The 26,707-nt window shown below is 71.0% G+C and carries 27 protein-coding genes; 15 read left to right on the top strand and 12 right to left on the bottom strand.

The window, feature by feature from the left end; translation table 11 throughout:
• Positions 1-7 precede the first annotated feature (7 nt).
• The 7 genes from FED44_RS15650 (at position 8) to FED44_RS15620 (ending at position 6,736) form a co-directional block, all read left to right on the top strand.
• The gene (locus tag FED44_RS15650; RefSeq protein ID WP_117408324.1) at positions 8-196 is read left to right on the top strand and encodes a hypothetical protein; all 189 of its coding nucleotides are present in this window, start codon (positions 8-10) and stop codon (positions 194-196) included.
• Positions 197-260: 64 nt separating this feature from the next.
• Positions 261-587, top strand: a complete 327-nt coding sequence (tatA, locus tag FED44_RS15645) for a Sec-independent protein translocase subunit TatA (RefSeq protein ID WP_117408323.1) — start codon at positions 261-263, stop codon at positions 585-587.
• Between the two features lie 39 nt (positions 588-626).
• Positions 627-1,493 carry a twin-arginine translocase subunit TatC gene (gene tatC, locus FED44_RS15640; RefSeq protein WP_117408322.1) on the top strand — a complete coding sequence of 289 codons (867 nt, stop codon included), beginning with the start codon at positions 627-629 and terminating at the stop codon, positions 1,491-1,493.
• Positions 1,494-1,542: 49 nt separating this feature from the next.
• On the top strand, positions 1,543-2,433 hold the full coding sequence (locus tag FED44_RS15635; RefSeq protein ID WP_138461123.1) for a diacylglycerol/lipid kinase family protein: 891 nt from the start codon (positions 1,543-1,545) through the stop codon (positions 2,431-2,433).
• A gap of 96 nt (positions 2,434-2,529) precedes the next feature.
• Positions 2,530-5,247: a DEAD/DEAH box helicase gene (locus FED44_RS15630; RefSeq protein WP_117408320.1), complete on the top strand. Its 2,718-nt coding sequence runs from the start codon at positions 2,530-2,532 to the stop codon at positions 5,245-5,247.
• A 78-nt stretch (positions 5,248-5,325) separates the two neighbouring features.
• The gene (locus FED44_RS15625) at positions 5,326-5,679 is read left to right on the top strand and encodes a PadR family transcriptional regulator (protein WP_244301964.1); all 354 of its coding nucleotides are present in this window, start codon (positions 5,326-5,328) and stop codon (positions 5,677-5,679) included.
• A gap of 85 nt (positions 5,680-5,764) precedes the next feature.
• A complete protein-coding gene (locus FED44_RS15620; protein ID WP_138461122.1) occupies positions 5,765-6,736 on the top strand; it encodes a hypothetical protein in 972 nt (323 codons plus the stop codon).
• Positions 6,737-6,828: 92 nt separating this feature from the next.
• Here FED44_RS15620 and FED44_RS15615 read toward each other — a convergent pair whose 3' ends face one another.
• The 6 genes from FED44_RS15615 to FED44_RS15595 all read right to left on the bottom strand — a co-directional run bounded on the left by FED44_RS15615 (position 6,829) and on the right by FED44_RS15595 (position 11,191).
• Positions 6,829-7,308 (bottom strand): hypothetical protein, encoded by a 480-nt coding sequence (locus FED44_RS15615; protein ID WP_138461121.1) that lies wholly within the window; start codon positions 7,306-7,308, stop codon positions 6,829-6,831.
• Between the two features lie 86 nt (positions 7,309-7,394).
• The gene (locus FED44_RS15610) at positions 7,395-8,822 is read right to left on the bottom strand and encodes an RNB domain-containing ribonuclease (RefSeq protein WP_244301963.1); all 1,428 of its coding nucleotides are present in this window, start codon (positions 8,820-8,822) and stop codon (positions 7,395-7,397) included.
• Between the two features lie 53 nt (positions 8,823-8,875).
• Positions 8,876-9,037, bottom strand: a complete 162-nt coding sequence (locus FED44_RS35805) for a hypothetical protein (protein WP_165900787.1) — start codon at positions 9,035-9,037, stop codon at positions 8,876-8,878.
• Positions 9,034-9,345: a transposase family protein gene (locus FED44_RS15605; protein ID WP_138461120.1), complete on the bottom strand. Its 312-nt coding sequence runs from the start codon at positions 9,343-9,345 to the stop codon at positions 9,034-9,036. Before FED44_RS15605 ends, FED44_RS35805 begins: the two co-directional genes overlap by 4 nt.
• 209 nt (positions 9,346-9,554) lie before the next feature.
• Entirely contained in the window at positions 9,555-10,367 is an 813-nt protein-coding gene (locus FED44_RS15600; protein WP_138461119.1) for an ABC transporter permease, read from the bottom strand.
• Positions 10,364-11,191: an ABC transporter ATP-binding protein gene (locus tag FED44_RS15595; RefSeq protein WP_117408314.1), complete on the bottom strand. Its 828-nt coding sequence runs from the start codon at positions 11,189-11,191 to the stop codon at positions 10,364-10,366. The genes FED44_RS15600 and FED44_RS15595 overlap by 4 nt, the downstream gene beginning before the upstream one ends.
• 60 nt (positions 11,192-11,251) lie before the next feature.
• On the opposite strand from FED44_RS15595, the gene FED44_RS15590 reads away from it, so the two are divergent.
• Entirely contained in the window at positions 11,252-12,037 is a 786-nt protein-coding gene (locus FED44_RS15590) for a TetR/AcrR family transcriptional regulator (RefSeq protein WP_138461118.1), read from the top strand.
• A gap of 558 nt (positions 12,038-12,595) precedes the next feature.
• Here FED44_RS15590 and FED44_RS15585 read toward each other — a convergent pair.
• Both FED44_RS15585 and FED44_RS15580 read right to left on the bottom strand, forming a co-directional pair.
• Entirely contained in the window at positions 12,596-12,949 is a 354-nt protein-coding gene (locus FED44_RS15585) for a site-specific integrase (RefSeq protein WP_138461117.1), read from the bottom strand.
• Positions 12,946-13,905 (bottom strand): quinone oxidoreductase family protein, encoded by a 960-nt coding sequence (locus FED44_RS15580; RefSeq protein ID WP_138461116.1) that lies wholly within the window; start codon positions 13,903-13,905, stop codon positions 12,946-12,948. Before FED44_RS15580 ends, FED44_RS15585 begins: the two co-directional genes overlap by 4 nt.
• 350 nt (positions 13,906-14,255) lie before the next feature.
• Here FED44_RS15580 and FED44_RS15575 point away from each other — a divergent pair, with 350 nt between their 5' ends.
• The gene (locus FED44_RS15575) at positions 14,256-14,888 is read left to right on the top strand and encodes a TetR/AcrR family transcriptional regulator C-terminal domain-containing protein (protein WP_138461115.1); all 633 of its coding nucleotides are present in this window, start codon (positions 14,256-14,258) and stop codon (positions 14,886-14,888) included.
• A 66-nt stretch (positions 14,889-14,954) separates the two neighbouring features.
• Here the strand turns inward: FED44_RS15575 and FED44_RS15570 are convergent, their stop codons facing one another.
• Positions 14,955-15,563, bottom strand: coding sequence for a TetR/AcrR family transcriptional regulator (locus FED44_RS15570; protein WP_167521486.1), 609 nt, complete (start codon positions 15,561-15,563; stop codon positions 14,955-14,957).
• Between the two features lie 114 nt (positions 15,564-15,677).
• On the opposite strand from FED44_RS15570, the gene FED44_RS15565 reads away from it, so the two are divergent.
• From FED44_RS15565 to FED44_RS15555, 3 genes are all read left to right on the top strand, one after another.
• Entirely contained in the window at positions 15,678-16,487 is an 810-nt protein-coding gene (locus FED44_RS15565; RefSeq protein ID WP_138461113.1) for a nuclear transport factor 2 family protein, read from the top strand.
• 144 nt (positions 16,488-16,631) lie between these two features.
• On the top strand, positions 16,632-17,081 hold the full coding sequence (locus FED44_RS15560; RefSeq protein ID WP_138461112.1) for a hypothetical protein: 450 nt from the start codon (positions 16,632-16,634) through the stop codon (positions 17,079-17,081).
• A 133-nt stretch (positions 17,082-17,214) separates the two neighbouring features.
• Positions 17,215-18,570 carry an FAD-binding oxidoreductase gene (locus FED44_RS15555; protein ID WP_138461111.1) on the top strand — a complete coding sequence of 452 codons (1,356 nt, stop codon included), beginning with the start codon at positions 17,215-17,217 and terminating at the stop codon, positions 18,568-18,570.
• Positions 18,571-18,590: 20 nt separating this feature from the next.
• Here the strand turns inward: FED44_RS15555 and pdxR are convergent, their stop codons facing one another.
• The 3 genes from pdxR to FED44_RS15540 form a co-directional block, all read right to left on the bottom strand.
• Positions 18,591-20,039 (bottom strand): MocR-like pyridoxine biosynthesis transcription factor PdxR, encoded by a 1,449-nt coding sequence (gene pdxR, locus FED44_RS15550; RefSeq protein ID WP_244301962.1) that lies wholly within the window; start codon positions 20,037-20,039, stop codon positions 18,591-18,593.
• A 72-nt stretch (positions 20,040-20,111) separates the two neighbouring features.
• Positions 20,112-21,002 (bottom strand): 5'-3' exonuclease, encoded by an 891-nt coding sequence (locus FED44_RS15545; RefSeq protein WP_117408329.1) that lies wholly within the window; start codon positions 21,000-21,002, stop codon positions 20,112-20,114.
• Between the two features lie 25 nt (positions 21,003-21,027).
• On the bottom strand, positions 21,028-22,050 hold the full coding sequence (locus FED44_RS15540) for a PP2C family protein-serine/threonine phosphatase (RefSeq protein WP_138461109.1): 1,023 nt from the start codon (positions 22,048-22,050) through the stop codon (positions 21,028-21,030).
• Between the two features lie 209 nt (positions 22,051-22,259).
• Between FED44_RS15540 and FED44_RS15535 the strand changes: the two genes are divergently transcribed.
• The 3 genes from FED44_RS15535 to FED44_RS15525 all read left to right on the top strand — a co-directional run bounded on the left by FED44_RS15535 (position 22,260) and on the right by FED44_RS15525 (position 26,472).
• On the top strand, positions 22,260-23,384 hold the full coding sequence (locus tag FED44_RS15535; protein ID WP_396698094.1) for a M24 family metallopeptidase: 1,125 nt from the start codon (positions 22,260-22,262) through the stop codon (positions 23,382-23,384).
• Between the two features lie 163 nt (positions 23,385-23,547).
• Complete coding sequence (locus tag FED44_RS15530) at positions 23,548-24,021, top strand: Lrp/AsnC family transcriptional regulator (RefSeq protein WP_117408305.1); 474 nt, start codon at positions 23,548-23,550, stop codon at positions 24,019-24,021.
• A gap of 99 nt (positions 24,022-24,120) precedes the next feature.
• The gene (locus FED44_RS15525; protein WP_138461108.1) at positions 24,121-26,472 is read left to right on the top strand and encodes a HelD family protein; all 2,352 of its coding nucleotides are present in this window, start codon (positions 24,121-24,123) and stop codon (positions 26,470-26,472) included.
• Positions 26,473-26,707 lie beyond the last annotated feature (235 nt).

Raw genomic sequence — 26,707 nt, 5'->3', positions numbered from 1 at the left:
GACCGGAATGACCTGGATCTTCGCCCTCACCGGGGCGGCCGTGGCCGGGCTCGCCGTCCTCGCCTGGCCGGCCGCCCGGGTGTTCGCCGCCGCGCGGGCGCTGCGGGCCGAGGTCGACCGGGCGAGGAGCCGAGTGCGGGCCCGGGAGGAGCTGTTTCGCAAGATCAGCCCAACAGCGGATTCGGACAGCAGGTGAACTTCAGGCCGTTCTGCGCGTACGATCGGTGGAGTAGGTACGGCCCTCGCGGTAAGGACACGACATGCCCAACCTCGGACCCATGGAATGGATCCTGATCCTCCTGGTTCTGATCCTTCTTTTCGGCGCCAAGAAGCTCCCCGACACCGCGAAGGCTCTGGGGCAGTCGCTGCGCCTGTTCAAGAAGGAAACCAGCAAGATGAGCGACGAGGACGAGGCGAAGGCCACCACGGCGCGGGCCGAGGCCCAGACCGTCGCCCCGCCGCCGGCGCAGATCCCCCCGGCAACCCCGTCGGTCGACGAGCGGCTGCGCGCGCTGGAGGAGGAGAACCGGAGGCTGCGTGAGACGCAGCAGCCGGTGAGCTCGCAGAACGAGCCGCGCTCCAACTAGCCACCGCCGCACACCCCCATCGATCCCAGGACGAGCTAGATGGCGCTGCTGAAACGGTCTACTCCCGTGGTCACGTCGGAGGACGGGCGGATGACGCTCATGGAGCATCTCCGCGAGCTGCGCAACCGGCTGGTGAAAGCCATCCTGGCGGTGGTCGTCGGAACCGCCGTCGGGTTCATCTACTTCGAGCCCATCTGGAACTTCCTCAAGCAGCCGTACTGCCGCCTGCCGCAGGCCCACCAGTTCAACAAGGACCAGTGCATCCTGGTGGTGAACGGAGTCTTCGACTCGTTCTTCGTGAACCTCAAGGTCGCGGTCATGTTCGGCCTGGTGGTGTCGGCGGTGTTCTGGATCTACCAGCTCTGGGCCTTCGTGACCCCGGGCCTGTATCAGAACGAGCGCCGGTACACCGTGGCGTTCCTCGGCCTCTCCGTCCCGCTGTTCACGGCCGGAGCGGCCCTGGCCTACATCACCATGGACAAGGGCCTGGCGCTGCTGCTCGGCTTCGCCCCCGACGGCACGCTGACGCTGGTGAGCATCAACGAGTACCTCAGCTTCGCGCTGGCGATGCTCATCATCTTCGGCATCTCCTTCCTTATGCCGCTGCTGCTGGTGTTCCTCAACGTCATCGGCGTGGTGCGCTACCGGATGGTGTCCAAGCACACCCGCATGGTCGTGTTCCTGATGTTCGTCTTCGCCGCCGTCGCGACGCCGAGCCAGGACCCCATCACCATGCTGGCCCTGGCGCTCCCGATGGTCGCGTTGTTCTTCGTCGCGATGGCCTTCATGTACTTCCACGACAAGAAGCGCGACGCCGCCGACGCGGCCCACGCACGTGCCATCGAGGAGGAGCTCGACGGGCCGTCCGCCGCGGCGGACTCGGCCTCGGTCGACGCCCGGGACTGACCGGAGAACCGCTCTGGTGCCGCCGCGCGGGCGGCGGTAGGTTCCGCCTGTGCGCGATGACCTTGTCGTTCTGGTGAACCCCGCCGCCCGCGGCGGCCGTACGCTGCGCCTGCTCGCCCCGGTGCTGCGCCGGCTGCGCGCGGACGGCCGCCCGGTCTCTGTGGTCGTCGGCACCTCGGCGAAGGACGCGCTCGACCGGGCCCGTGCGGCCGTCGCCGCCGGTCCCGCCGCACTCGTCGCGTTCGGCGGCGACGGCCTGGTCCACCTCGCCGTACAGGCCGTGGCCGGGACGTCCGTGCCGCTCGGCATCCTGCCCGCGGGCACCGGCAACGACATCGCCGCCGCCCTCGGCGTCCCCCGCCGGGACCTGCTCGCCGCGGCGGACGTCGTGACCCGCGGCGCGTCCAGGGCCGTGGACGCGGGCAGGACCGGTACGGGGGAGTGGTTCGCCGGGGTCCTCGCCTGCGGGTTCGACTCCCGCGTCAACGAACGGGCCAACGTCATGACGTGGCCGCCCGGCATGGCCAGGTATCTCGTCGCGCTCGCGCGGGAACTGCGCTCGTTCACGCCGATCCCGTTCCGCATCACCCTCGACGGCGAGGCCGTCGAGCGCGAGGCGATGCTCGTGGCGGTGGCCAACACCCGCTCGTACGGCGCCGGGATGCGGGTGTGCCCCGACGCGCGGCCCGACGACGGCCTGCTCGACGTCCTCGTGCTCGGAGCGATCCCGAAGGCGGAGTTCCTCCGCACGTTCCCCCGGGTCTACCGGGGCAGTCACGTCGGGCACCCCGCGGTGACCCTGCGACGGGCCCGGCGGGTGGAGATCGAGGCCCCGGACACCGTCGCCTACGCCGACGGCGAGCGGATCGGCACCGCCCCCCTCACCTGCGTGGTCGAGCCGGCCGCCCTCCACGTCCTGGTCCCCGAATCTACAACGTAAAGGAATACGCCGCGGGCATGAGAAGAGAAGGTCCGAGCGCCCCGACGGTGAAGCGGGAAGGGCTGCCCGGAATCCCGTTATCGGTAGGGTTGACGTATGAGTACGCCAGCGGAACGCTACGCCGCTTTCCGTGAGGGGCAGTCCGGTGCCGGGCCGGCTCTCGCCTCGTTCCGCGAACTTTACGACTTCGAGCTCGACGAGTTCCAGATCGACGCCTGCCAGGCGCTGGAGGCGGGGGACGGCGTGCTGGTGGCCGCGCCCACCGGGTCGGGCAAGACGGTGGTGGGGGAGTTCGCCGTCCATCTGGCCCTGGAGCAGGGCCGCAAGTGCTTCTACACCACGCCCATCAAGGCGTTGTCCAACCAGAAGTACAACGACCTGGTCCGGCGGTACGGCGCGCGCAAGGTCGGTCTCCTCACCGGTGACAACAGCGTCAACGGCGAGGCCCCGATCGTCGTGATGACCACCGAGGTCCTGCGCAACATGCTGTACGCGGGGTCGAACACGCTGACCGGCCTCGCGTACGTCGTGATGGACGAGGTCCACTACCTCGCCGACCGGTTCCGCGGCGCGGTCTGGGAGGAGGTCATCATCCACCTGCCGGAGTCGGTGCGGGTGGTGGCCCTGTCGGCGACGGTCAGCAACGCCGAGGAGTTCGGCGAGTGGCTGGGCGAGGTGCGCGGCGACACCACGGTCATCGTCGACGAGCACCGGCCGGTGCCGCTGTGGCAGCACATGCTGGTCGGCAACCGGATGTACGACCTGTTCGTCAACGAGGGCGACGGCGTCCTGCGGGTGAACCCGTCCCTGATGCGGATCTCCCGCGACGAGATGCGGCTGGCGCAGGCCCGGGGCAGGCGGGGCTACTCGCGTCCCGGCCGGGGCACGACCCCGAGCCGCTCCGACGTGATCGAGAAGCTCGACGCCGAGGGCCTGCTTCCGGCGATCACCTTCATCTTCTCCCGCAACGGCTGCGACGCCGCGGTCATGCAGTGTCTCTACTCCGGGCTGCGCCTCACCACCCAGACCGAGAGCCACGAGATCCGCCAGATCGTGGACGAGCGCACGGCCCACCTGCCCGACGAGGACCTCGCGGTGCTCGGCTACCTCGAATGGCGCGACTGCCTGGAGCGCGGCCTCGCGGCACATCACGCGGGCATGCTGCCCGCGTTCAAGGAGGTCGTCGAGGAGCTGTTCACCAAGGGCCTGGTGAAGGCGGTCTTCGCGACCGAGACGCTGGCGCTCGGCATCAACATGCCGGCCAGGTCGGTGGTCATCGAGAAGCTGGACAAGTGGAACGGCGAGACCCACGCCGACCTCACCCCGGGGGAGTACACCCAGCTCACCGGACGGGCCGGGCGGCGCGGCATCGACATCGAGGGCCACGCGGTGGTGGTCTGGCAGCCGGGGATGGACCCCCTCGCGGTCGCCGGCCTCGCGGGCACCCGCACCTATCCGCTGCGCTCCAGCTTCAAGCCGTCGTACAACATGGCGGTCAACCTCGTGGGGCAGGTCGGCCGGGAGCGGGCGCGCACGCTGCTGGAGGACTCCTTCGCCCAGTTCCAGGCCGACCGGGCGGTGGTCGGGCTGGCCCGCCAGCTCCGCAAGGCGGAGCACGCCCTGGAGGGCTACTCCGAGGCGATGACCTGCCACCTCGGCGACTTCCAGGAGTACGCGGCGATGCGCAGGAAACTGTCGGACCGCGAGGCGGAGCTGTCGCGCCAGCGGGGCGCGGCCCGGCGGGCCCAGGCCGTGCAGTCGCTTGAGGAGCTCAAGCCCGGGGACGTCATCCGGGTGCCGGGCGGGCGGCGCGCGGGCATCGCGGTCGTGCTCGACCCGGGCACCAACGCCCGGGGCCACGAGGGGCCGGCGCCGCTCGTGCTGACGATCGGCAAGCAGGTGAAGCGGCTGTCGGCGGCCGACTTCCCGGTGCCGGTGGAGCCGGTCGACAAGATCAGGATTCCCAAGGGCTTCAACCCCCGCTCGCCCAAGGAACGGGCGAACCTCGTCTCGACCGTGCACGCGAAGCTGGGCGACCGCGACCTCGGCAAGCCGCCCCGGGCGCGTGACCACGCAGCGGAGGACGAGGAGATCCTCCGGCTGCGCCGCGAGCTGCGGCAGCACCCCTGTCACGGCTGCGACCAGCGCGAGGACCACGCCCGGTGGGCCGAGCGCTACTACAAGCTGCTCCGCGAGACCGAGGGCCTGCGCCGCCGGGTCGAGGGGCGCTCCCACGTCATCGCGCGGACCTTCGACCGGGTCTGCGGGGTGCTCGACCAGCTCGGCTACCTGGAGGGCGAGACCGTCACCCAGGAGGGCCGCAGGCTCGCCTCCCTCTACACCGAGCTCGACCTGCTCACCTCCGAGTGCCTGCGGGCGGGCGTGTGGGACCGGCTCGACCCCGCCGAGCTCGCCGCCTGCGTGTCGGCGCTGGTTTACGAGTCGCGTCAGTCCGACGACATGCGCAGTCCCAAGATCCCGGCAGGCGCCGCCAGGGACGCGCTCGCGGAGATGGTGCGCCTGTTCGGCGAGCTGGAGGGCATCGAACAGGATCACGGCCTGTCGTTCGTCCGCGAGCCCGACGTCGGCTTCGCCTGGGCGGCCTTCCGGTGGGCCAAGGGCCACAGCCTCGACGCCGTGCTGACCGACTGCGACCTCGCGGCGGGCGACTTCGTCCGCTGGATCAAGCAGCTGCTCGACCTGCTCGGGCAGATCAGGGAGGCCGCGCCGAGGGGCGGCAAGGTCGCGGAGAACGCCGGCAAGGCCGTCGACGCCATGCGCCGCGGAGTCGTCGCCTACTCCTCGGTGAGCTGACCCGCCTCCTCCGTACAGGGTGAGCCGTACGGAGGAACGGCGGGGCCAATAGTCTGATCATCGGTATATGCTGATGACATGAGCAGCAGATCGATGCAGGAGCCGACGTTCCTGATCCTGACCGCGCTCGCGGCCGGGCCCCAGCATGGATACGGCATCATCACCGATGTCCAGCGCATCTCGGACGGCCGTAGCCGGCTGCGCGCGGGCACCCTGTACGCGGCCCTGGACCGGCTTGGCGAGGAAGGCCTGGTCGAGGCCGACCGGGAGGAGATCGTCGACGGCAGGGCACGTCGCTACTACCGCATCACCGGGCAGGGCGCTCGGCGCCTGGCTGCCGAGGCCGAGCGGATGCGCAGGCACAGCGAGGCCGCGATGTCCCGGTTGTCCGGGCTTCCTGACCTTCCCGGTCTGGCTGGAGGGTTGGCATGAGCGCGCGAGCCGGCGCGCCCGGCACGATCGATGATCACCGCGTGGGGCTGCGGCGAGTCCTGGGCTCGCGAGGCGAGGGGGTGGCATGAACGGGCTGGAAAGGCGATACAGGCGGTTGCTGGCCTGGTATCCGCGGGATCACCGGGTGGTCCACGAGGAGGAGATGATCGGAGTGCTGCTCGCGGGGGCGGACTCCGGCTGCTCCCGCCCCGGGCCCTGGGAGTCCGCCGATCTCCTGCTCGGTGCGCTCCGCCTGCACGCCCGGCGGGCCGTGCGCCGCGTCTCGGGAAGCCCTTGGCAGGACGCTCTCGCGGTCGCGGGGGTCGTGGGCGCCCTGCTGGTGCTGCTCCGCCCGCTGACGCGACTCGCGTACGGGCTGGTCATGTCTCCGCCGCAGGCCCCGGAGGTGCTGCTGCCGCTCGTGACGACCGTGACGCCGGTGCTGCCCGCCGCCGTGGCTCTCGGTGCGGCCGCGATGAACGTCCGCATGGTGGCCGCCGCGGCGTCGTGGTGGGCCGCGGCGACTATCGCGTGGAACTGGGCGACCATCCAGGTGCCGTACAGCGGAGCGCACGCCCTCACCGCCTGGCCCTGGAGCGACAGCTCGCTCTACCTGGCGGTCGCCGCGGCGGTGGCACTGACCCTGTCCCGCACCCCCAGGACCGCTCTCGTCCTCCTCGGCGCCCGGCGCGTCGTGGCGTGGAGCCTCATGGCCGTCGTCGTGCTGCTGCCGGTCTGGTCCTCCGCGGCTCCGGTCCCACCTGTGGTGTCGGTGATCGTCTCCGGCGTCCTGTCCGACGGCGGGTCACTGCTCGTCCTGGCGGTCATCGCAGCGGGCCTGGCGCTTCGCCGGCCGGCCGGCCGCCGCGCCGTAGCAGTGCTCGCCATCCCGTTCGTGGTCCAGCTGACGTGGTCAACCTCCACGACGGCATCGGCGAACGGGTGGCTGACCGCCCTGCTGAAGGTTCTGGCGCTGACGGCGATCCTGGCGATCCTGGGACGACGGGCGGCGCGCCCAGCGGGTGACGGGGCCGATCCCCTCGCCCGTGAGGCCTGACGCGGCCGGTCCCGCGCCGCACTCGCGGCCTTTGCCGGGGGACGGACCGGGGCCGGCGGGCGTATGCCACGGCGGCGGCTTCCGGTCCGTCCTCAGCGGCCCGCCTTCCGGTCCGCGTACCACGCGAACCCCACGTGGACGAGCGCCGCGGCGCCGGTCAGGCCGGTGCCGAGCAACAGGCCCGTGAAGAGGTAGGAGAAGGCGGAGGCCGGCTGGATCAGCACGCCGCACACCATGGTGAGCAGCGCCAGGCCGAGCAGCGTCAGGGACAGCGCGAGGTACTGCCGCAGCGGCCGGCTGGCCCGCAGGTCCTGGCAGACGTACAGCAGGGCCGGCGCGGCGGTCATCCGGAGGCCCTCGGCCGCGTACCCGAGAGCCCGCAGGGGATCGGCGGCGAAGAACCGCGCGGTGGCGGCGATCCCGGCCGCCCACACGGTGTCCGGCGGCTCGCAGTTCTCCTTCAGCCACTGGGTGACGCCCCACAGGACCGCGAGACCGGCGACCATGAGCGCGTATTCGCCCCAGGGGCGGGGGCCGCGGCCCGCTTCGGGCGCGGAGCCGTCCGTCGTCATGTCCCCTCCGCCGGTGGCCTGCGTCGGCAGGATAACGACGGCCGCCCCTCGCAGGCGGCGAATCGCCGGATTACCCCCGCCTCCGGTCAGGCAGCGGTGAAGCGGACCTCTCGGGTGGCGGGGTCGGCGCGGTTGAGCCGTACGGGGATGCGCTCGCCGAGCGGAAGCCGGTCGCCGTCGCAGCGCGCGATGACGGCCGGGTCGGCCACCTGGACCTGCCCGCCCGCTTTGCCGTCGGCGACGTCGATGACGACCGCCTCGAAGACCTGGCCGATCCGGGGCCGCAGCACGGCCGCCTCGACGAGGTCGACGCAGGCCCGCTCGACCGCCGCGGCCCGTCTGCCGCCCTCGGCCATCCGCCCGGGCAGGTCGGGCAGCGCCCGCGCGACATCCTCGGGGACCGGCAGGCCCGCCGTCGCCGCCAGGCAGACCTCCGTGCCGTACCGGTCGACGAGCCGCCGCAGCGGCGCCGTCACGTGCGCGTACGGCGCGCCGACGGCGGCGTGCAGCGACTGCTCGGGCGGGCTGCCGTCGAAGGCGGTGTAGGCCGCGCCGCGCAGCAGCACGGTCGACTCGTGCAGGAACGCGGCGTGCCCGGGGAGCGCGGGATCGAGGCCGTGCACGACGTCGGCGTACGTCGCGCCGTCCGGCCAGGGCACCCCGAGCGCGGCGGCCACCCGGCGGACCTTGACGACGTCCTCGGGGCCGGCCTGGGGGAGCACCCGCAGCACACCGATGCCCGCCTCCAGCATGATCTGCGCGGCGGCGATGCCGGTGAGCAGGGAGATCTGCGCGTTCCACGCCTCGCAGGGCTGGTTGCCGCGGAACTCCAGCCGGTAGCCGCCGTCGCCGTCGGCGACCACCTCCTGGTCGGGAGTCGGCAGCGACAGCCCGCCCCTGGCCCGCTCCCGTTCCAGGCGCAGCGGCCCCACCTCGGCGAGCAGGGCGAGCGTGCCCTCAGCCCGCCCGGCGTCCACGGCGGCCTGGACCGTCTCGTAGTCGAGCCGATCGCGGCTGCGGACCAGCGCCCTGCGCAGGTCGACGGCCTCGATCTCGCCTGCCGCGTCGAGGTCGAGCCGCCACAGCACGGCGGGACGGGTCTGCCCGGGGAGCAGGCTGGCCGCGCCCTCCGACAGGACCGGGGGATGCAGCGGCACCCGGCCGTCGGCCATGTAGACGGTCTCGCCGCGGCTCCGCGCCTCGCCGTCGATCGCCCCCTCCGGCCGGACGAACGCCCCGACGTCGGCGATCGCGTACCAGACGCGGTAGCCCGGCCCGCGCCGCTCGATGCACAGCGCCTGGTCGAGGTCCATCGACCCGGGCGGGTCGATCGTCACCAGCGGCAGGCCGGTACGGTCCTCGGCGGGTACGGCCGGAGCCTTCGCGACCCGTTCGGCCTCCTCCTGCACAGGTTCGGGGAAGCCGTCCGGGAGGTGGAAGTCACTGCGGATGCGGGCGAACCCGTCCCGGAGGCCGTTCGCGGTGTCCCGGAGGCGGATCGTCGTGTACGGCACGCGATCAACCTACCCGAGCCTGGACATATCAGGCCGTAAACGACCTGCGAAGATCACGCTGTGGACGCCGGTTGGACCGGGGCGATGCGGGAGCCGGTCCTGTCCTTGCCCCAGGTGACCACCACGCCGCCGCGGCGGCTCGTCATCTCGCCGGGCATGGGCCTGCCCGGCGTCGACGCGGGGCCGGTGGTGAGGTTCTCAATGCCCCAGTTCATGACCCCACGGCCGTGTCCAGCTCGTCGGCGTCCAGCCCGATCAGCACCCGCCGCAGCGTTCCCGCGCTCGGTGCCGCCAGCCGATGGCGGGCCTGATTCCAGCGGGCTCCCAGTATGTGCAGCAGCCGCTGCGGCAGATCGGCCGCGACCGACCCAAGCTCCCGGTAGTTGGCCGCCTCGGCCAGCGTCGCCACCACCGCGACTCCCAATACCGCCGGCAGCGGATGCCGGATCCCCCGCCGGTCACGCGGATCGGTGATGCCCGCCAGCATCTCCAGCAACGGCGATGGGGCATGCGAGACTGGCACCGATGACCTTCTTGTGGCGATCTTGGCAGCGTGGAAACTCCGTGATCACGAATAGAAGGTCATCTCTGTTCAGCGTCACCATAGGTAGTCGCTGTCGATCCGGATATCGGGCGACGATCACCAGACGGGCGACCTTGAAGTCGCCCCGGTCCGCGTCGGTGGGTACTGGTCACACGCTGGACGCTCTCACCGTTGAGTCGCCGCCCAGATCATGCGGCGAGGGCGCGATATTGCCGCACGGCGAGGGGCAGGAAGATCACCGTGAGCACAGCCGGCCAGGCCAAGGCGAGCATGATCGAGTGCTGATTGGCCCAGCCGCCCGCGCTCCAACTCGGGTTGCCGAACAGCTCCCGGATTGCGGTGGCGGTGGCGGACAGAGGGTTCCAGGTCGCGATCGCGTCAAGCCAGGCCGGCATCGTGTCGGGTGAGACGAACGCGCTGGAGAGAAACCCGACCGGCCAGACCAGGACCTGCACGGCGACGGCCGACTCCGGAGTCTTCAGCAGGAGCCCGAGGTAGATACCGACCCAGGTGAACGCGAAGCGCAGCCACAGAAGCAGCCCCACGGAGGCAAGGGCCTGCAGGAGGCTCCGGTTGGGAGCCCAGCCCACAAGAAGGCCGGTAGCGATCATGATGGCTAGGCCGACGACGGAGTTGAGGATGTCGGCGGCGCTGCGGCCGGCGAGCACGGCGGTCGTGGTGATCGGCATCGAGCGGATGCGTTCGGTGATGCCCTTGGCGGTGTCGTTGGTCACGGACACGACCATGGACTCAAGGCCGAACAGCATGGTCATGGCGAGCATGCCGGGGATGAGGAAGTCCATGTACTTCCCGCCGGGGGCGGCCATCGCCCCGCCGAAGATGTAGCCGAACATCACCACCATCAGGACCGGGAAGAGCAGCCCGAGGAGGATCGAGACGGGCCGCCCACGCCAGTGCCGGAGGATCCGGCCGGTCAGCGTGGCGGTGTCACGCAAGACGTCGGCATGCGGCCGGGGGTGACGGGTGCTCGGCGTGGTCATTCTGCCTGCTCCTGGATCTGCTGGGTGGTAGTGGGCTGTCCGGTGAGGTGCAGGAAGACCTCGTCAAGGGTGGGCTTGCGGACGACGGTCTCGACCCGGTCCGGCCCGACTTGTGCCTTGAGCTCGCCAGGGGTGCCCTCGGCGACGACGCGGCCGGCGTCGATGAGGGCTATCTGATCGGCGAGTTGGTCGGCCTCCTCCAGGTACTGGGTGGTGAGCAGCGCGGTCGTTCCTGTCCCGACGATGGACTTGATCGTGCTCCACACGTCCATGCGAGCCCGCGGGTCCAGCCCGGTGGTGGGCTCGTCCAAGAACAGGACCTGCGGGGACAGGATGAGGCCGGCGGCCAGGTCGAGCCGGCGTCGCATGCCGCCGGAGTAGCCGGCGACCGATCTGTCGGCGGCTTCGGTCAGGTCGAACTGCTCGAGCAGTTCGTCCGCCCGTCGTCGGGCGGCCGGGGTGGGCAGGTGGCAGAGCTTGCCGAACATGATCAGGTTCTGCCGGCCGGTGAGGATCTCGTCGACCGAGGCGTTCTGTCCGACAAGGCCGATCCGGTGGCGAGCCGCCCGGGGATCGGCGCGGACATCGCATCCCGCGACGTGGACCTGACCGGCGTCGGGTCGCAGCAGGGTGGTGAGGATCCGCACGGCGGTTGTCTTTCCAGCACCGTTCGGTCCCAGCAGGGCGCACACGGTCCCGGTCCTGACCCGCAGGCAGAAGCCGTCGAGGGCCGTCTTGTCCTTGTAGCGCTTCCGCACGTCGATGGCCTCGATCGCCGGCTCGCTCAACGGGCCGGCTCTCCCGGCAAATTCTTCGTATGCCATACGGAGTATGGTAGGGCAACTTCGTACGCCATACCAAGTAAATGAATCTATCCTTGCTCCATGGCGACTGAGACCCCAGGCGCAGGAGACCCCGCGCGCACCATCGCAGCCCTGTGGGGCACCCGCCAGCCCCCCCGGCGGGGCCCGAAGCACACGCTGACCACAGTGCAGGTGGCGGCCGCCGCGATCGAGCTGGCCGACCACGATCAAGACCTCGAGTCGTTGTCGATGCGGCGCGTGGCAGAGGCGCTCGGAGTGGGGACCATGTCGCTCTACACCTACATCGCCTCACGCGACGAGCTGCTGGAGATCATGCTCGACACGGTGTACGCGGAGGCCGTACACGAACTCGGGGCGCCCGGGGACGCTGACAGCTGGGAGGACGGGCTGCGTCAGATGGCGCGGGTGAACTGGGAGCTCTATCTGCGTCACCCCTGGGTACTGCAGATCTTCACCGGCCGACCGCCGCTGGGACCAAACACCATTGCCAAGTACGAGCGCGAGCTCCGCACGGTAGACGGAATCGGCCTGACCGACGTGGAGATGGACGCGGTGATCACGCTGGTCCACACCCACGTTGAAGGGGTCGCCCGGCAAAGGATCGAAGCGGACCGAACAGTGCGCCGCACCGGCCTCACCGACGAGCAGTGGTGGAAGACCGTCGAGCCCGCACTGTCCGAGGTCTTCGACCCATCCGCGTTCCCGATCGCATCGCGGGTCGGCCAAGCTGCCGGACAGGCCTATCAGTCAGCCCACAACCCCGAACACGCCTACGCCTTCGGGCTGGAACGGCTGATCGCTGGTCTGGCCGTTCTCGTTGCGGAACGCTCATCAGCAACAGCCTGAAAGCTGGGGTGAACTCCGCGCGGGCGGGGCCTTGATGCCGGGCAGGCAGGAGGCAGTGGCAAGTTCGTGCGGGCGCGGAGCGACCCGGAAACGTTACGTCATATCGGCCCGCGGTTTGGAAGCGTGGAAACTCCCGTGATCACGGAGAAGGTCGTCTTCGTTTCGGCATTACGCTAAGTATCCAGGCAACAGGTGGCGGTCACCCCAGACGGGCGACTTTAAAATTCCCTGGGTCACGGACCAGGATCATAGGAATCGGGATCCTATGATCCGCAATGCAATTCAGCGGCTGCACGAATCCCGCTTTGGTGCGCCATGGAGGAGAGGGGGATCACATTCGGTCTCTCCGTGAGATTGAGAATGGACTCCAGTCCTGGCGTGCCAATTGCATCCTCTATGATCCGGATCCAACGGAGTATCGGAGAGTGATGCGCGAAAGACTTCGTTGCGGTGAGCCTGAAATCGCCGAGTAATGTCTACAAGAGTGCGCAGGTGCCGGAGGTTGTCTACCTGCCACGCCAAGGGGGTCTAGGCAACCCGTACGGCCGGCCACCCTGCTCATAGGCCCACGCGCAGCTTCGGGTTGCTCCTCCACTTGTCACGGTGGCGGATGTACTGCATGACAACCGGGGACCTCTCCGACCAGCGGCCGTGCTGGCAGATGCCGGACATGGTCGCGCCGGCGTCGGCGGCGTCTGTGGCTCCGCCGGCGCACAGGCCGTGGACGGAGTAGCGGTTTGAGTGTGGGTGGTCGGCGACTCGGGCGGCATTTTTGACGACCAGGTTGATCGCCTCGGGGGTCATGCGGATGCCGTACGGCAGTGGCACGCTGACGCCGCGGGCGTCGTGGGCGGGGACGGCGACGGAACGCTTCCCGGTGATCACCGCTGGTGTGGTGGGCGGGCCGGTCATGGCATCACTACGAGACGCCTGCCTTTGAGGTCGGTTCGCTGCCAGGCGGTCTCGATGTCGCTGAGCGGGACCTGCTCCACGTCGAAGGTGAGCTCGCCGGCCCGCGTCCATGTCACGATCTGCTGGTACGCCTCGTCCATGGTCTGCGGGTCGAGCCCCTTGGCCGCGCCGTAGATCTCCACGCCGGAGGTGCGCAGGCTCGACCCGGCGAGGGCGAGCTCGGCTCCGGCCGACTCGCCGATCTGGACCACCCGGGTCGGCTTGGCGAACGCGAACGACCGCGGCACCAGTGCGCGCAACAGGATCTCGCTGGGCCTGCCCCACAGGTAGTCCACGACGACGTCGTAGCCGTCCCCCCTAGTGTCGAGGTACGCCTGCGCCAGAGCCTCGTCGGAGACCGCGGTGTTGATCACCGCGTCGGCTCCGATGGCCTGCACCTCGCGCAACTGGTCGTCGTCCCGGCCGGTGGCGACGATCCGGCCGGCGCCCAGCAGCCGGGCCACCTTGACCGCGAGCCGCCCGGCCACCCCGGTGGCGCCCTGCACCAGCACCGTCTCCCCGGGAACGAACCCGGCGGCCGTTCTCATCGACATCGCGGTGACGGCCGAGGCCATCACGGCCACCACGGCCGGGTCGATGCCGTCGGGGATCCGCACGTAGGAGCCCTGGGACACCACGGCCTTCTGGGCGAGTGCGCCGTAGGGCAGGCGGATGCCGCCGAACCCGACGAGCGTGCCGTCCGGGAGGGCGCCGATGCCGTCGAAGCCGGGGATCGCCGGAAACCGGCCGATGTACTTCTCGCTGGCGTAGTGCGTGCCGGCCGCGATCGCCTTGTCGACGTTCTCCACGGCGACCGCCTTGACGTCGATGATCACTTCGCCGTCGCCGGCCACCGGATCGGGGAAGTCCTCGTAGCGCGGGATGCCGCCGGCCTCGTGGAGCACCGCTGCCTTCATGTCGGCTCCTGGCCTGACAAGCGGGCGATCCGTGTCTGCCACGCCGCCAGGACGCGAGGCGGACGGGCCGGAGAGTGGTTGAACCCGTGGCGGTGCGAACGGCGGTGCGAACGGTGGTGCGAACGGTGGTGCGTGGGCGAGTGCCGCCACCCATGGCCGTGGCGGGCCTGGCCCTGGTGCCCGGCCGGCTGCTCGGTGTGCGCGGGAATCCCCGGAATGCGATGGGTCGCCCAGTGCAGCAGGTCGCGGAGCGAGTGCCGGTGTCTCATCGTCGCCTCCTCTGGCGCTGAAGTCTCTATCACCGATAGAGAAATCTACCACTGATAGGGTGCGGAAGGGAGGTGCCGGGATTGGCTCTGGACAAGCAGCGGATCGTCACCGAGGCCGTCGCGCTACTGGACGCCGAGGGTCTCGACGGCGTGACCACGCGCAAACTGGCCGCCCGGCTCGGCGTACAGTCGCCGACCCTTTACTGGCACTTCTCGAACAAGGCGGCGCTGGTCACCGCGATCGCCGAGGCGATTCTCGAGCAGCAGTTCCCCGAGCCGGCGCCGCCCGCGCCGGACGAGTGCTGGCAGGACTGGCTGATCGGCCTGGCCGGGCGGCTGCGGCGCGCGCTGCTGGCCCACCCGGACGGAGCCCGCATCATCGCGGCCTCCCAACTGTCCCTCAAGATGGCCGACATCTCCGAGCTGGCGATGAGCACGCTGGTCGGGCGGGGCATTCCCCTGCGGCAGGCGCGCCTGATCGTGTTGACGGTGTTGCGCTTCACCGTCGGCTACGTCCTGGAGGAACAGGCGGGCCGCCCCGACGCGGAAGCCCTGGACGGCTTCGACATGGCCGCGTACGCCGCGGCCTACCCCACCGTGATGGCCGGTGTGGCCGAGTACTTCCAACCCGGCCGCACCGTCGACGATCTGTTCCGCGACTGCCTGGAACAGATCATCCATGGTCCTGCCGCGCGGTCCGGTCCAACGTCCTGACCGGTCAGCCGCTCGGCAGGCGGGTGAGCTTCTCCGGCGTCTGCTGCCACGGCTCGCACGGCCTGGTCATCGGTGGGCGCCGCCGTGGCGGAGTCCGTTCATGAGGAGGGCGAACAGGCGGTCGGCCTGAGCTGAGCTGTCAGGGGCGTCCTGGGCGGCCCAGGCGATAGCGCCGATCATCTTCATCACGTCCGCGTCGTTCGTGTCGGAGACGATCACGCCTGTCTGCCGCGCCCTCGCCAGCAACGCCGCTCCCACCTCGAACAGCTGCGTGTGCCAGGTCGATACCGGGCCATCCTCGTGATTGAGGGCCGAGTCCATCACGGCTGCCGACAGGCCCCGATAGGTCAGGCCATGCCTGAGCACGGCACGCATCCAGGTGGACAGCGCGTCGAATTCGTCCTCGGCCGTCAGCAGCCGGTGGCCAAGGTCGACCAGTTGGGCTATCTGCTCGGAGAGCACCGCCTCGATGAGATCCAGCCGCTTGGGGAAATGCCGGTACAGCGTCCCGCTGGCCACCCCTGCCCGCCGAGCGATCTCGTCCAGTGAGGCGTCCACGCCGAACTCGGCGAACGCGATTTTCGCCTGCTCGATCAGCTGCTCGTAGTTCCGCCGGGCGTCCGCACGTCTCGGACGCCCGGCGGCCGGCCGTGGGTCGTGGCCTGCCGACACCATGCGCGCACCTCTCCTTGATAACCGGGGACATGGTCCGTTACCGTGACCGCATCGAACCGGACCATGCCTCACTTTACTGGTATGGATCAGCCAGAGCATGGAGGGCCACCCCCAATGGCGCTGACGGAGCAGGACCGCATCGACATCACCGACCTGATCAATCTCCACGGCCACCTCACGGACGCCGGCAGGCTGGACCAGGCGAGCGAGCTGTTGACCCCGGATGTCACCTATGACCTGGACGACTTCGGCCTCGGCTCGTTGCACGGGACCGCGGCCATCCGTGAGGCCGCGCTCGCGTTGGGCAACGCCAACCCGGTCGGCCATCACGTCACCAATATCGTGATCACTCAGATCGACGACCGCTCGGCGCGGGTCCAGTCCAAGGGAATCGGCATCAAGGCCGACGGAACGGCCGGCAGTGTCGTCTACGACGACATCGTCACGCGCCGGCCCGACGGCTGGAAGATCAGCTACCGCAGGGTGACCGCCAGGCGGGCGGCACTCGGCGGGCGACTGGCCGGTCCGCGTGAGGTTCTGGAGCGTTACCGCCAAGCCGCCATCGGCCAGTCCGCCGATGAACTGAGGCGCGTCTACGCCCTCGACGCGTCCCATGAGTTCCCGTTCACACTCCCCGGCCTGCCGTCCCGGCTCGCGGGCAGGGACGAAATCGTGAACTGGATAACCGCCGGGTGGAAGGATCACCGGCTGAAGTACGAGCGTTACCGCACCCTTGCCATCCACGACACCGGCGACCCAGAGACGATCATCGTTGAGCAGGAAGCCCTCGGGACCAGCGTGACCACCGGCGACTTCGTGCTTCCCAACCTCGTTGTGCTCACCGTGCGCGACGGGCAGATCACCCGCCTGCGCGACTACGTCAACATCCCCGCAGCCACGGCCGCCATGGGACGGGATGTGTGAACGCGCCACCGACGACGCCTCCGCGGCCCTGCGAGCACCGTGCGCGATTACGCCGCTGCCGCGAACCAGCGAGGTGGCGCCGATGTAAGCCGCGTGCAAGGATCATGCAAGGAAGTCGCATCCCCATCGCCTTACGTTCTGCTCATGAGAAAGACGACCCGCGCCTCCGCTCTGGTTTTTGTCGCGGCGATTACAGCACTCCTGGCGTCGGCTGCTCCGGCCAACGCCCTCGTCGACGGGTACACGAACAACACGTCGCCGGATGCACCCGTATGCACCAGCGGCAAAATCGGGAGCAACAGATACTACGCGCATTGCAGCTATACGCACTACATCGCCGTGTTCCGGTCGGGAACGAGTTACTACGAGGCCGTACAGAAAATCAATCCGGAGATGTCCAGCGCCATCACAGCCCTGGACGACGCGGACGGATGCGGCGCGGTACTGCTGACCAGCAGCAACAAATATCTGCATTTCCCGACGAACGCTGCGGCATCCGACCAGTACCAGTGGTTCCAGGGCGATCCAGAATATGGAGTCGAGACGACAGCCAAGGTGTCGCAGACCTGCATGTGGATCTTCGGGACCGGCTGACGAGGAATCCGACCGTGCTTGCTCGGTGACGGGCGCCGGCGATCGGCCTGCCGGGCGTCGTCCGAATTGGTCCTCCATACGCCTGCGGAATCGGACCTTATCGAGGGTACCGATTCCTGTCAGCCTGAGTGGCATGACAACGACAGCGACCCGCTTCGACGGCCGGCTCCTCACGCCTGGCGACGCCGGTTACGACACCGCCCGTACCGTGTGGAACGCCATGGTCGACCGGCGTCCACGCATGATCGTCCGCGCGGCGGGCGTCCCCGACGTGGTCGCCGCCGTGCGCCTGGCCCGGGAACTGGACCTGGAGATCGGCGTGCGCTGCGGCGGCCACAACGTCGCCGGCTTCGCCGTGCCCGACGGTGGTCTCATGATCGACCTGACGCTCATGGGGGGCGTGCGGATCGACCCGGTCCGTCGCCGGGCCCGGGTGCAGGGTGGCGCGCTGCTCGGCGCGCTGGACCGGGCGTCCCAGGCGTACGGCCTGGCGACCACCGCGGGCAACGTCTCGCACACCGGCGTCGGCGGGCTGACGCTCGGCGGCGGCATGGGCTGGCTGGCCCGCCAGTACGGCCTGGCCTGCGACAACGTCGTCTCCTACACGATGGTCACCGCCGAGGGGGACGTGGTGACCGCGAGCCGCAGCGAAAACCCCGACCTGTTCTGGGGCCTGCGCGGCGGTGGCGGCAACTTCGGCGTCGTCACCGAGTTCGAGTTCCAGTTGCATCGCGTCGGTACGCGGACGCTGGTCGCCGAGTTCGACTTCCGCGCCGAGGACGCCGTCCCGGTCATCGAGGGCTGGCGCGACCTGAACGCCGTCGCGCCCCGGCAGGCGACGTTCACCGCCGATGTCGGCAGCGGTCCCGCCGGCCCGATCGCCACGCTGGGGTTCGTGTGGGTCGGCGACCCGGACGAGGGCCGCCGGCTGCTCCCCGCGATGCGGGCGCTCGGACGTCCCGTCGCCTCTCGGGTCACCACACCGTCGTACCTCGAACTTCAGCGGCGTGACGACTCCATCGGCGGCCACGCCTACCGCCGCTATTCCAAGGCGCACTACCTGCGGAGCTTTCCCACCGCGGCGATCGAGGCGTTCCTGCTGCGCGGAGCCGCCGACCTGAGCGCGAGCCAGGACCTGCCGGGCGTCGGCCTGCAGGCGCACGGCGGCGCGATCGCCGACGTTCCGGAAGCGGACGCGGCGTTCGGTCACCGCGGCACGATGTTCGAGTTCGGGGCCGGCTGTCGCTGGAGCGACCCGGCCGAGGACGACGCCAGGATGGGTGCCGCCCGCGCCGCCGGCGCGTCGCTCGAGCCGTACGCGAGTGGGGTGTACGTCAACTCGTTGACGGCCGACGAGCTGGCCGATGGGCAGCCCGGCGTGCGGCGGGCGTATCCGGCCGCGAAGCTGGCCCGGCTGACCGCGGTGAAGACCGCGTACGACCCGGCCAACGTGTTCCATCTGAACCAGAACATCCTCCCGGCATCCTGACGCGCAGCGCTTACGCGGGATCAGGGTGCCCGTACGTCTCTGATGGCCGTCGCCAGCAGCGCGACCCCCTCGGCGATGGCGGCCTCTCCGAGGGTGGCGTAGCCGAAGATGAGGCCACCCGGTCCGGTGCCGGCGATCCGGTAGGGGTCGACGCCGTGGATGGCGAGCCCGTGCCGGGCGGCGGCCGTCACCACCGCCGCCTCGTCGAGCTCGGGCGGGAGCCAGGCGACCACGTGCTGCCCGGCGGCGATTCCGGCCGGTTCCAGATCGGGCAGGTGGGTGCGCAGGGCGCCCAGCAGCGCGTCGCGGCGGCGGCGGTACACCGGACGCATCCGGCGCAGGTGGCGGTCGAACTCGCCGCGGGCGAGGAAGTCGGCGAACGTCAACTGGTCGATGACGGGTGAACCGCGGTCGGCGAGCACCTTCGCCGCGGCGACGTCGGCGACCAGATGGGGAGGCAGCACCAGCCAGCCGAGCCGCAGCCCCGGCGCGAGCGTCTTGCTGGCCGTACCGCAGTAGACGACGTGATCGGGTGCCAGGCCCTGCATGGCGCCCACCGGCGACCGGTCGTAGCGGTACTCCGCGTCGTAGTCGTCCTCGACCACGATCGCGCCGCGGCGTTCCGCCCAGCGGATCACCTCGGCCCGCGCCGCGGCCGACAGCACTCCTCCGGTGGGCCACTGGTGCGACGGCGTGAGCACGACCGCGTCGGCGTCGGCCCGATGGAGGGCGTCGACCTGAACGCCGTCCGGCCCCACCGGGATGCCGACCACGTCCAGACCGGCGGCGCCGGCCAGCACCCGGGCGTCGTCGTTGGACGACGGGTCTTCCAGGGCGATCCGCCTGGCGCCGTGCTGGACGAGCACCTGGATCAGCAGAGAGATGCCCTGCCCGTAGCCGCTGCAGATCACCATGTTGCCGGGGACGGCCGCTGTGCCGCGCACCCGGTTGAGGTAGTCGCACAGGGTCTCGTGCAGTTCCGGCACGCCACGCCCGTCGAGGTAGGCGAACCGGTCGTTGGGCGTGGTGGTGAGCACGGTCCGGACCGAGCGCAGCCATGCGGCCCGCGGGAACTGTGAGACGTCGGTGCGCCCGTACCCGAAGTCGACCCTGCAGCCGGCACCGAGGCCGGCACCGAGGCCTGCACTACGCGCGGCCGGCTGCGTCGTCGAAGCCGCGGAAGCCGCGCCGGCCGGCGGCATCGACGCGGCGACCTGGGTGTAACCGCCCGACCGGCTGACGAGGTAACCCTCGGCGACGAGCTGCTGATAGGCCTCCACCACGACCCCGCGGGAAACACCGAGGCCTGTCGCGAGGGTGCGGGTGGGCGGCAGCGACGCGCCCGCTCGCATCAGGCCGGCCCGGATGCGGGCGCGGATGGACGTCTCGATCTGCCGGTGCAGGGGCACCCCGGCGTCGCGGTCCAGCTTGATGAGCAGCTCGTCGGCCGGCCCGGAATTGGTCCTCACGCGCCCCACGGGATCGGACCCTACCGGCGTGTACCGATTCCTGCCAGGCCGAGTGACCTGCCGGCGCTGCGCCTACCCCAGGGTGGCGAGCAGGCGGTTGAGCGGGCTGTCCAGGCCGTACTTCTGCGACAGCGCGACCAGCCTCTCGGGGTCGCGGGGCGCGGCGGGGAGGCTGACGTCGACGTCCGGCAGCGGCACGTCGTGGGCCACCCTGACCACGGCGGGGGCGACCTCCAGGTAGTCGCGGGCGGCGGCGAGCCTGGCCCGCGCGCCCGCCGGGAAGCCGTCGGCGCCGCCCTCGTCCAGCGCGGCGAGCAGGGCGGGGAGGGAGCCGAAGCGGGTGATGAGCGCGGCGGCCGTCTTCTCGCCGACGCCGGGGACGCCGGGCAGGCCGTCGCTCGGGTCGCCGCGCAGCGTCGCGAAGTCGGCGTACGCCCGGCCGGGGATGCCGTACTTCTCCCGGACGAAGGCTTCGTCGACGACCTGCAGGTTCCGGATTCCCCTTACTGTGTAAAGGGCCCGGCACGGTTTGTCGTCGTCCACGAGCTGGAACAGGTCCCGGTCGCCGGTGACGATGTCCACGGCCGTGCCGGCGGCGGTCGCGTACGTGCCGATGACGTCGTCGGCCTCGTAGCCGTCGACCCCGACGCGGGCGATCCCGAGCGCGTCCAGGACCTCCTCGATGACCGGCACCTGCGGGGCCAGTGTGTCCGGCACCTCCTCCTGTTCGCCGCTCGCCACCCGGTGGGCCTTGTACGACGGGATCGCCGCCACCCGGAACGCGGGACGCCAGTCGGCGTCCATGCACGCGACGATCTCCCGGGGCGAGTGCTGCCGGACCAGGGTGGCGATCATGTCGAGAAGCCCCCGCACCGCGTTCACCGGCATGCCGTCCGGCGAGGTCACCGAGTCCGGAACCCCGTAGAAGGCACGGAAGTACAGCGACGGGGTGTCGAGAAGCATCAGCACCCGACCATTGTCACGCCTGTCAGGCCGTGCGCGGGCCGTCTCCGGTCACCGCCACCGCCAGCAGGCAGGTGTCGTCCTCGGGGTTGGGGCCGCCGATCGCCTCCAGCAGGCGGTCGAGGCTCGCGTCGAGGTCGGCCCCGGTCGCGCCGGTCGAGGCGGCCGCCCGCATGACGAGCGACACCCCGGCCCCGATGTCACGCGAGCGTCGCTCCACGAGGCCGTCGGTGAACATCAGCAGCAGGTCGCCGGGCTCGAGGCGGACGTCGGCCACCCCGTACGGCAGGCTCGACGTCGCCCCGAGCACGACTCCCCTGGGCGCCCCGAGCTGGCGCACGCCCCCGCGGCGCACCAGGATCGGGGCGGGATGCCCCGCCTGTGCCCACGTGAAAAGGCGGGACGCCGGGTCGAAGTGGCCGCACACCGCGGTCGCGGTCGTGTCGTCCAGGCGCGTGAGCACCAGGGCGTTCAGCCACGACAGCAGCATGCCGGGGGAGGCCCCGGTCATGCTCAGGCCGAGCAGGGCGTGCCGCAGCTGCGCCATCTCCGCGATCGCGGGCAGGCCGTGCCCCGACACGTCGCCGACGGCGAGGAACATGCGGCCGTCCGGGAGCGGGGCCGCGTCGTACCAGTCGCCCCCGAGGCTCGACTCCCGGCCGGCCGGGACGTACCGGACCGCGATCCGGGCGTACGGCAGCTCGATCGAGGCGCCGGGCTCGGGCAGGATCGCCTCCCGCAGCGCCAGCGTGACGCGCCGTTCCTCGGCGGCGCGCTCCCGCGCCTCCTGTGTCTGTCGCCAGGACTCGGTCACCACCAGCTCCGCCCACCGCCGTCCGCCGGCGTCCGCGACCGTCGCCGGCACCCGCTCGGGGACGGGCTCCAGCAGCGCCGGAGGCGGCCCGTACTCGGCGGGTCCCGGCTCGGGCACAGCGACGCCCGAGGGCGCTCCGGCGGGAAGGGTGCCGACGGGGGCGGCGACGGGAGTCACGTCCGGGCTGTCCGCGGGGGGAAGGGCGGGCTTCGCGCCGCCCACTACGCCGACCATCTGTCTCGCTCTCGATGCCGCTCTTGCACTGTCGTGCGGACGATTCGTGATCGTCCTGACGCGGAGCGTAGCAGCAGTGCTTACCCTGAGGATTGGAATTCTTCTACGGCGTGGAATAAGCCGCTGCCTCTCGCAGCCCGCCCGCGTGCGTCTGTGCTAAGGGTCCCCGTGTACGCCATCGGGGTCCGGATCTCGTTAGATTGGGCATCGTGACAACGACGTCTCCGGATGCCTCCGCCCTGTATCCCACGACCCGCCCGGCCGCCGTGCGCGAGGCCGCCGGCCGCGCCGGTCTCGACGCGCTGCTGCTGACGCCCGGCCCGGACCTGCGCTACGTCACCGGGTACGACGCCATGCCGCTCGAACGCCTGACCTGTCTCGTCGTGCCGGTGTCCGGCGAGCCGTTCCTGATGGTGCCGCGCCTCGAACTGCCCGCCGCAGAGCACTCGCCCGCCTCCCGGCTCGGTGTCGAGTTCGTCGCCTGGGACGAGACCGACGACCCGTTCGCCGAGGTGGCCCGCCGCCTGGGCCCGGTCGCCCGGGTCGGGCTCGCCGACCGCATGTGGGCGCTGCAGTCGCTGAGGTTCCGCGCGGCGATGCCCGGCGCGGAGCAGACGCTGGCCGGCGACGTGCTGCGTGAGTTGCGGATGCGCAAGTCGCCCGCCGAGAAGGCGGCGCTGGCGGAGGCCGGGGCGGCCATCGACGCCGTGCACGCCCTCGTCCCCGGGCTGCTCAAGGCGGGCCGCACCGAGCGCGAGGTCGGCAGGGACATCGCCGAGGCGATCGTCGAGGCGGGGCACGCCCGGGTCGACTTCGTGATCGTGGGCTCCGGCCCGAACGGCGCGAGCCCGCACGCGGAGCTGACCGACCGGGTGATCCGGCCCGGTGAGCCCGTCGTCGTGGACATCGGCGGCACGATGCCGAGCGGATACTGCTCCGACTCCACCCGGGTGTACTGCGTCGGTGAGCCGCCGGCCGACTTCGCGGCGTACTACGAGGTGCTCAGAGCCGCCCAGGAGGCCGCCTGCGCCCACGTGCGGCCCGGGGTGACCTGCGAGTCCGTGGACGCCGCCGCCCGCGAGGTGATCGCCGAGGCGGGGTACGGAGAGTACTTCGTCCACCGCACCGGGCACGGCATCGGCCTGGAGACCCACGAGGAGCCGTACATCGTCGCGGGCAACACCGAGGAGATGCGGCCGGGGTTCGCGTTCTCCGTCGAGCCCGGCATCTACCTGCCGGGGCGTCACGGCGCCCGGATCGAGGACATCGTCGTCTGCGGCGAGACGGCGGGCGAGCGGCTGAACGGCACCACCAGGGAGCTCGTCGTCGTGTGATCGCCGAGATCGTCCCGCTGGAGCGCGTCGCCCGCGCCACCCGACGGTCACGACCGGCTCGGGTGGCGCGGGCGGAGCACATCCGGGGGTGAGATCGTTCCATCGCGGAAGGGGTCCGGCGGCGATTCCCCGGCCGGGTCCCGCCGCCGCTACCGTTGCTGGGGTGGAGGAGATAGATCGCCGCATCGTCACGCTGCTGGCGGCGGACGGCCGGATGAGCTTCACCGATCTGGCCAAGGAGACCGGGCTCTCGGTCTCCGCCGTGCACCAGCGCGTACGCAGGCTCGAAAAGCGCGGAGTGATCCGTGGATACGCCGCGCTCGTCGACTACGACGAGATCGGGCTTCCCCTCACGGCGTTCGTCTCGATCAAGCCGAACGACCCCTCCGCGCCGGACGACGCCCCGGTGCGGCTCAGCCATCTGACCGCGATCGAGGCCTGCCACAGCGTCGCGGGGGATGAAAGTTACATCCTCAAGGTGCGTGTCGCCTCGCCGCTCGGCCTGGAGGAACTGCTCCAGCAGATCCGCGCCTCCGCGAACGTCAGCACCCGCACGACGGTCGTCCTCAGCACGCCGTACGACTATCGCTCCCCGGTGCTCGGAAGAGAACCGGAGGCAGGAGCCGCCGAGGGGTGACCGGCCAAACCAGTCAAACGGCCTGCCAGGGTGCACAGTGGGACGACGTCGCGCCCGATGATGGAAAAGGGCGGGACGGCACGTAGAATCTGGCGGCCTATGCCACCATCTTCGACGGGCGAGCTGGCCCGGGAGCAGAAGTACGTCGCGGCGCTGTACGAGCGCCTCGACGTGCTGCGGGAACGCACGCGCGGGCAGCTCGACGCCGTGCTGGCCCAGGGGGCCTCCGGCACCCACCAGAACCGTTCGGAGCGCGACTCGTTCGCCGGCATGTACGCCCAGCGCCTCGCCCGTCTGTGGGCCGTGGAGCACGGCCTGTGCTTCGGCCGGCTCGACCTCGCCGAAGAGAACGAGAACGAGGCGGAAGAGAGCCACGCGGAAGAAGGCCGGGCCGGTGAGGGCCGGGCCGACGAGAGGCGGCTCTACATCGGCCGCATCGGCCTGTCGGACGACGACCAGCACCGGCTGCTCATCGACTGGCGGGCCCCGGTGGCGCAGCCGTTCTACCGGGCCACCCCGGCCGCACCGATGGGAGTCACCCGGCGACGGCACCTGCACAGCCGGGGCCGCACGGTCACCTCGATCGACGACGACCTGCTCGACCTCGACCGCATCAGCGACGCCGACCGGGCCACGCTGAACGGCGAGGCGGCCCTGCTGGCCGCGCTCGGCGAGAAGCGCACCGGCCGGATGCGCGACATCGTCGCGACGATCCAGGCCGAGCAGGACAAGATCATCCGTAGTGACCTGAACGGCGTGCTCGTCGTCCAGGGCGGGCCGGGCACCGGCAAGACCGTGGTGGCCCTGCACCGCGCGGCCTACCTCCTCTACACCTACCGGGAGCGGCTGGAACGCCGCGGTGTGCTGATCCTCGGGCCCAACCTCACGTTCCTGCGCTACATCGAGCAGGTGCTGCCGTCCCTCGGCGAGACCGACGTGCTGCTGTCCACGGTCGGCGAGCTGTACCCGGGTGTCACCCCGGGCAGGCGGGAGTCCGCCGAGGCCGCCGCGGTCAAGGGCCGGGGCGCGATGGCCCGCGTGATCGAGCGGGCCGTGCGGGAGCGCCAGCGGATGCCGCGCACGCCCGTGGAGATCAGGCTCGACAAGTTCACTCTCTCCCTCGACCGGCAGACGCTGGAGGCGGCCCGCTCGAAGGCCGGCCGCTCGCGCCGCCCGCACAACCAGGCGAGGGCCGTGTTCGTCCGGCACCTGCTGACCGCGCTCACCCGGCAGGCGGCCCGGCACCTCGGGCGGGGCTCGCTCGACGAGGCCGACTTCGCCGACCTGCGCGAGGAGCTGCGCACCGAGGAACCGGTGCGGGTGGCGCTGAACCGGCTGTGGCCGTACCTCACGCCCCAGCAGCTGCTGATCGGCCTGTTCACCGACCGCGGCCGGATGGCCGCGGCGGGACTGGACGCCCGGGAGTGCGACCTGCTGCTGCGCGAGCCGCCCAGGACGGGCGAGAGGCCCGGGGACGGGCCCGGCGAGAAGGCCGGAGACAAGCAGGGCGAGAACTGGTGGAGCGAGGCCGACGTGCCGCTGCTCGACGAGGCCGCCGAGCTGCTCGGCGACATCGACGAGGGCGTGCTGCGCGCGGCGCGCAGGGCCGAGCAGGAGCGCGAGGAGCGCATCGCCTACGCCCGCGAGGTGCTGGAGCTGACCGGCCTCGCCGACGTGATGGACGCCGAGCGCTTCGCCGAGCGGCACCAGGCCGACGACCCCTACCTCACCACCGCCGAGCGGGCCGCCCGGGACCGTACGTGGGCCTTCGGCCACGTGATCGTGGACGAGGCGCAGGAGCTGTCGGAGATGGCCTGGCGGATGGTGATGCGCCGCTGCCCGAGCCGGTCGATGACGATCGTCGGGGACATCGCGCAGACCGGGTCGGCCGCGGGCGCGGCGAGCTGGGGCCGGGTCCTCGACCCGTACGTCGCGGGCCGCTGGCGCGAGGAGCGCCTCACCGTCAACTACCGCACCCCGGCCGAGCTGATGGAGGTCGCCGCCCGCGTGCTCCAGCTCGTCGGCCCCGACCTCAAGGCGCCGGAGTCGGTGCGGGAGACCGGGGAGCGGCCGTGGGCCCTGCCGGTCGCCTCCCTGGCCGAGACGGGCCCGCTGGCCGCGGCCGAGGTGGTCGAGGAGGGCCGCGTCGTGGTGATCGTCCCAGCGGGCATGGCGGCGGAGATCGGGGAGATCGTCCGCTCGGCGGTGCCGGGCGCCGCCGTCGGCACGGGCCCGGCCGCGCTGGACGCGCCGGTCGCGGTGCTGCCAGTCGCCGAGGCCAAGGGGCTGGAGTTCGACGCGGTGATCGTGGTCGAGCCGGGGCTGATCCTGCGTGAGTCGTCCCGCGGGCCGAGCGACCTCTACGTGGCCCTCACCCGCGCCACGAGCCGTCTCGGCGTCGTCCACAGGGGTGAGCTGCCGCAGGTTCTGGAGGGACTGGGACGGCGCTGATCCAGGCCCCCTTCCCACCTGCGGAAACGTGATGTCTGCGCTGGTCAGGGAGTGGTTGACAACTGCGCTGAGGTCGGTAGTTTGCTGCGCAGTCCAGCACGGGACTGACCGGTTGGCCGTACTGTGGCGCCGTCGGCTCCTGCGTCGATGACGGAGCGTGGCTCCCGGGCCTGACCTGGGGATACCTCCGTCAGCACACCAGGCGTAGAGCCGCGTCCCGCCTAGGCGGGGCACC

Origin of the sequence: Microbispora triticiradicis (assembly GCF_005864065.1) — a bacterium.
GTDB classification, from domain to species: Bacteria; Actinomycetota; Actinomycetes; order Streptosporangiales; family Streptosporangiaceae; genus Microbispora; species Microbispora triticiradicis.
Note: the sequence above shows the minus strand (reverse complement) of the source record. Positions and strands in the feature narration are given on the sequence as shown.